The organism is Mesorhizobium sp. M2A.F.Ca.ET.039.01.1.1 (assembly GCF_003998035.1).
GTDB lineage: Bacteria > Pseudomonadota > Alphaproteobacteria > Rhizobiales > Rhizobiaceae > Mesorhizobium.
In genome coordinates this window covers 1-4,055 of the sequence record NZ_RZRY01000574.1, presented here as the reverse complement: position 1 = coordinate 4,055, position 4,055 = coordinate 1, and the positions used below count along the sequence as shown (strand labels likewise).

Genomic DNA, 4,055 nt, shown 5'->3' with positions numbered 1-4,055 from the left:
GGCTTGCGCTTGCCGATGAAGGCGCCGATGCCTTCCTCGGCGTCGCGCGCCAGCATGTTCTCGACCATCACGCGGCCGGTATAGGCATAGGCGTCGGCCAGCCCCATTTCGGCCTGGGCGTAGAAGGCTTCCTTGCCGGTGTTGACCACCAAAGATGACTTGGAAGCAATGGTTTGGGCGTATTTGTCGACAACCTGGTTGAGATATTCACGCGGCACGATGCGATTGATCAGGCCGAATTCCTTGGCGGTCGCGGCGTCGATCGTCTCGCCGGTGAGCAGCATTTCCATCGCCTGCTTGCGCGAGACATTGCGCGACAGCGCCACCATGGGCGTCGAGCAGAACAGCCCGATATTGACGCCCGGCGTGCAGAAGGTGGCCTCGTGCGAGGCGATGGCGAGGTCGCAGCTCGCGACCAGTTGCAGACCGGCGGCGGTGGCGAGACCGTCGACCTCGGCGATGACCGGCTTCGGGTGGCGAACGATGGTCTGCATCAACATCGCGCAGGCAGCGAAGGTTCTTTCGAAGAAGGCTTTGCCGCGGTCCGGCTCGGCGCGGTGCGCCGTCATCTCCTTGAGGTCGTGACCGGCGCAGAACACTTTTCCGGACGCAGCCAGGATGATGACGCGCACGGATTTGTCGGCCTTCACGCGATCGAACTCTGCCTGCAGCGCTGCCATCGTCGCCAGCGACAGCGCATTGGCCGGCGGGCTGGCAAGCGTGAGGCGCAGGACGCCCTTGTCCCGACTGACAAGAACGGGGCCGTCGGCGACGGCGGGCTTGATGGCAACGACTTCAGCCATGTCCAACCTTTCGGGTCAGCGCTCGCGGCGCATGGAGCAACAGAACTAGCACGCTGCCGGTTGAAGAACAGCCGCGAGGCGTGTTTTCTCCGTCGCACCGTTTGGTCCAGGCATATCGCCCGGAGCTTGTCACCTCATATAGGACGTTGCCCATGCCCGCCCAAAGCGATCTGAAGCCAATGCTCGATGCGGCCGAAGTCAATGCGCTGATGGCAAGCGTCTATCCGCAGCTCAACGACAGTTTCACCTCCTATGAGGCGATCGACGTATTTCCCGGCGGCTGCACGGTTCGGCTCAACGCCGACGAACGGCATCTGCGTCCCGGCGGCACGGTGTCCGGTCCGTCGCTGTTCACGCTGGCCGACATCGGCGGCTATGTCTGCGTGCTCAGCCACGCCGGACCGGACGCGCGGTCGGTGACCGTCAATCTCGACATCAACTTCATGCGCAAGGCCGAAGCCGGTCCAATCGACGGCCATTGCCGGATCCTGAAGCTCGGCAAGAGCCTGATGGTGTTCGACATCGACATCGTGGCGGGCCCGGATGGGCACACTGTGGCCCATGCCACGGGGACCTATTCGATCCCTCGTAAGTCTTCTCAAACTTGATATCGCAGCGAGATGTGTATATATATGCGCATAGGTGACATTTGATCGAGCGTGACAGCCGCCGCATCATAAAGCGGCTGAGAGACGACGGCTTCGAATTGGTCTCAGTTCGGGGCTCGCATCACAAATTCCGGAAAGGCGCCATCGTGCTTGTCGTTCCGCACCCGGAAAAAGATCTGCCAGTCGGCACTGCTCGCGCGATCGCCAAACAGGCAGGCTGGATTCGCTAGACCTGAAGTATACAATCAGGAGACTGTAATGAAGAACTACTTCGCGCTGGTTGAGAAGGATGCCGACAGCGCATTTGGTATTCGCTTCCCCGACATTCCGGGCTGTTTTTCAGCGGCCGATGTACCCGAGGATATCGTGCCGAATGCAATCGAGGCCCTGCAACTTTGGGCCGAGGATATGTCCGTGCCTGAACCCTCCAGCCATGAGGCGATTGTATCGCTTGCCGATATCCGTACCGCGCTATCTGAAGGAGCTTATCTGGTCTCCGTGCCGCTGATCGACAATGACAGTGCCGTGGTCAGGGCGAACGTGACATTCGAACGCGGTGTCCTGCGCGCAATCGATGCCGCCGCGCGCGAGCGCGGCATCACCAGGTCCGCATTTCTCTCAAGCGCCGCCCGCAGGGAAATTGAGGCAAAGCACTAGCGCGAGGGCGACTGGCATCGATTACTTTTGTGGTAAAATAATACCGTTCAGCCAAGCCATTGTTTTTTCTTTATTTTACTCGCTAAACGCATTTTCCGCTGCCTTGACGTATAAAGTGCCCTCGCCTATAAGCCCTCGCGAAGCAGCGGCCCGCAACGGCCGCCGTTTTGTTATTGGCGGGTGGCTCGGCTTTCCGTCAATCCAAGCAACAAGAAACGCCTTCTCTTGTCCCTCGTGGACGAGAAAGGTCAACCTGAGAGCAAAACCATGGCTACCTTTTCGCAGAAGCCTGCGGATGTGGTGAAGAAGTGGGTGCTGATCGACGCCGAAGGTCTCGTCGTCGGTCGTCTGGCCACCGTCATCGCCAACCATCTGCGCGGCAAGCACAAGCCCACCTTCACCCCGCATGTCGATGATGGCGACAACGTCATCGTCATCAATGCCGACAAGGTGGTGTTCACCGGCAAAAAATACACCGACAAGGTCTATTACTGGCACACTGGCCATCCCGGCGGCATCAAGGAGCGCACCGCGCGCCAGCTGCTCGAGGGCCGTTTCCCCGAGCGCGTCGTCGAGAAGGCCGTCGAGCGCATGATCCCGCGCGGCCCGCTTGGCCGCCGTCAGATGAAGAATCTCCGCGTCTATGCCGGCGCCGAGCATCCGCACACCGCTCAGCAGCCCGTCACGCTCGACGTGGCCAAGCTGAACTCCAAGAACAAGAGGGCTTCGTAATGGCTGAGCTTTCCTCGCTCGCAGAACTCGGCACCGTCGCCGCGCAGCCGGCCGCGCCCGTGCATGTCCAGAAGCTCGACAAGTCGGGCCGCGCTTACGCCACCGGCAAGCGCAAGAACGCCATCGCGCGCGTCTGGGTGAAGCCGGGCTCCGGCAAGATCACTGTCAACGACAAGGAATTCGCGACCTATTTCGCGCGTCCGGTGCTGCAGATGATCCTCAACCAGCCGATCGTCGCGGCCAACCGCGCCGGCCAGTACGACATCGTCGCCACCGTCATCGGCGGCGGCCTCTCCGGTCAGGCCGGTGCGGTCCGTCACGGCATCTCCAAGGCGCTGACCTACTATGAGCCGGGCCTGCGCTCGGTGCTCAAGAAGGGCGGATTCCTGACCCGCGACAGCCGCGTGGTCGAGCGCAAGAAGTACGGCAAGGCGAAAGCCCGCCGCAGCTTCCAGTTCTCGAAGCGCTAAGCGCTGGGAAATCCAAGCTTTCGAAAAGGCCGCCTCCGAGCGGCCTTTTTGTTTTCCGCTACCAGTGCCCGGCCGGCGTTTTGATGTAGTCGATGAAGGCGCGCAGCGGCGCGGGCACCAAGCGGCGCCCGGGATAGTAGAGAAACGGCCCGGAAAATTCCTGCCACCACGGCTCCAGCACGGGCTCCAGCGCGCCGCTCTCGAAATGCGGGCGCACCCAGTCCTCGAACAGCCAGAGAATGCCGACACCGGCAATCGCCGCGTCGACAGCGAGATCGACGCCTCCGCCAATGCTGACGAGCAATGGTCCGGTGGTGTCGACGCGCACCACCTCACCGTCCCGCTCGAACTCCCAGGGCGTCATGACCCCGCTCGGGAAGCGGCCGCGTATGCAGGCATGGCCAAGCAGGTCGCGCGGGTGCTGTGGCCGGCCGTGGCGATCAAGATAGGCTGGTGCTGCGGAGGTGGTGAAGCGCTGCGTGCGCGGTCCGATCGGCACGGCGATCATGTCCTGCTCCAGCCGCTCGTCATAGCGGATGCCGGCATCGCAGCCGGCCACCAGCAGATCGATAAAGTTCTCCTCGGCGATCACCTCCAGGCGAATGGCCGGATAGGCCGCCAGAAAACCCGGAACGATTCTTGGCAACACCAGCCGCGAGGCGCTTATCGGCACATTGAGCCGCAGGGTTCCGGCGGGCCGATCGCGAAAGCCGTTCACCACATCGAGCGCGGCTTCGACCTCCCCCAGTGCGGGGCCGAGCCGCGCCAGCAGACCGGCGCCAGCC

Annotated in this window: 7 protein-coding genes; 5 read left to right on the top strand and 2 right to left on the bottom strand. The window is 62.3% G+C overall.

What is annotated here, in order from left to right; translation table 11 throughout:
• A partial coding sequence (locus tag EOA24_RS29545; RefSeq protein WP_127410361.1) for an enoyl-CoA hydratase occupies positions 1–803 on the bottom strand: 803 nt, incomplete at its 3' end.
• A 152-nt stretch (positions 804–955) separates the two neighbouring features.
• Between EOA24_RS29545 and EOA24_RS29540 the strand changes: the two genes are divergently transcribed.
• From EOA24_RS29540 to rpsI, 5 genes are all read left to right on the top strand, one after another.
• Positions 956–1,411 carry a PaaI family thioesterase gene (locus tag EOA24_RS29540; protein WP_126082862.1) on the top strand — a complete coding sequence of 152 codons (456 nt, stop codon included), beginning with the start codon at positions 956–958 and terminating at the stop codon, positions 1,409–1,411.
• A gap of 44 nt (positions 1,412–1,455) precedes the next feature.
• Positions 1,456–1,641: a type II toxin-antitoxin system HicA family toxin gene (locus EOA24_RS29535; RefSeq protein WP_126083820.1), complete on the top strand. Its 186-nt coding sequence runs from the start codon at positions 1,456–1,458 to the stop codon at positions 1,639–1,641.
• Positions 1,642–1,669: 28 nt separating this feature from the next.
• Positions 1,670–2,068 (top strand): type II toxin-antitoxin system HicB family antitoxin, encoded by a 399-nt coding sequence (locus EOA24_RS29530; RefSeq protein ID WP_126082863.1) that lies wholly within the window; start codon positions 1,670–1,672, stop codon positions 2,066–2,068.
• A 267-nt stretch (positions 2,069–2,335) separates the two neighbouring features.
• Positions 2,336–2,800, top strand: a complete 465-nt coding sequence (rplM, locus tag EOA24_RS29525; RefSeq protein ID WP_040983169.1) for a 50S ribosomal protein L13 — start codon at positions 2,336–2,338, stop codon at positions 2,798–2,800.
• Positions 2,800–3,270, top strand: coding sequence for a 30S ribosomal protein S9 (rpsI, locus tag EOA24_RS29520; RefSeq protein WP_040999876.1), 471 nt, complete (start codon positions 2,800–2,802; stop codon positions 3,268–3,270). The genes rplM and rpsI overlap by 1 nt, the downstream gene beginning before the upstream one ends.
• A 58-nt stretch (positions 3,271–3,328) precedes the next feature.
• Here rpsI and EOA24_RS29515 read toward each other — a convergent pair.
• On the bottom strand, positions 3,329–4,055 hold a 727-nt coding region (locus tag EOA24_RS29515; RefSeq protein ID WP_127410360.1), incomplete at its 5' end, for a LysR substrate-binding domain-containing protein.